The organism is Mesorhizobium sp. M0601 (assembly GCF_040320845.1).
Taxonomy (GTDB): domain Bacteria; phylum Pseudomonadota; class Alphaproteobacteria; order Rhizobiales; family Rhizobiaceae; genus Mesorhizobium.
Window position 1 is genome coordinate 1 of sequence record NZ_JAMYQK010000134.1, and the last position, 672, is coordinate 672.

At 62.8% G+C, this 672-nt stretch carries 2 protein-coding genes; both read right to left on the bottom strand.

Annotated elements, in window-relative coordinates; all coding sequences use genetic code 11:
* Window positions 1-25: 25 nt before the first annotated feature.
* Window positions 26-370 carry an IS66 family insertion sequence element accessory protein TnpB gene (gene tnpB, locus NKI41_RS33235; RefSeq protein ID WP_023675163.1) on the bottom strand — a complete coding sequence of 115 codons (345 nt, stop codon included), beginning with the start codon at window positions 368-370 and terminating at the stop codon, window positions 26-28.
* A partial coding sequence (locus tag NKI41_RS33240; protein WP_352687300.1) for a transposase occupies window positions 367-672 on the bottom strand: 306 nt, incomplete at its 5' end. The genes tnpB and NKI41_RS33240, both read right to left, overlap by 4 nt.

Below are 672 nucleotides of genomic sequence, written 5' to 3' on the forward strand. Positions count from 1 at the left end.
CCCTGATTCATCATGCCGCAGGGTTTTACCCAACCGATTGCGGCCGCCTGACGGTCTCCGTTCGAACCCGTTTCCAGTCCATTCCGTCAACCAGAGCCATGAGCTGAGCATGATTGAGCTGGACCCGGTGGTGGCCGATCCGCGGCCAGCAGAACTTCGCCTCATCCAGCCGCTTGGCATAAAGACACACGCCGCTGCCGTCCCACCAGACGATCTTGATCCTGTCCGCTCTTTTGGCGCGGAATACATAAAGTGCGCCGTTGAATGGATCCGAGCCGGCATCGCGCACCAGTGCCAAAAGGCCGTCGGGACCTTTTCTAAAATCGACGGGATGACTGGCGACCAACACCTTCACGCCAGCCGGGATCATGCCTGGCGAACCGCCCGGATAATCCGCACCAGCTGCTCCTCATTGATATCGGCACCGGCGCGAATGACCACGCCACCCAGCTCGATCTCCACCGACGCAGACGCTGTCGGCGTGACCTCGACAAAGCCGAGCCGCTCCGCATCCCTGTGTGGCGTGACCGCACCGCTCTTGATCGCCTTGCTCCGCCAGCCGAACAGCTGGGCCGGCGCCATCCCCGCTTGTCTGGCAATGGCCGATACATTCGCGCCCGGCTTCAGTGTCGCCTCGATCAGCCGCGACTTCGCTTCCGCCGACCAGCGCCG

Excerpts from the sequence above, each read along its gene's own strand:
- tnpB (WP_023675163.1), bottom strand. The coding sequence starts at position 370 with ATGATCCCGGCTGGCGTGAAGGTGTTGGTCGCCAGTCATCCCGTCGAT.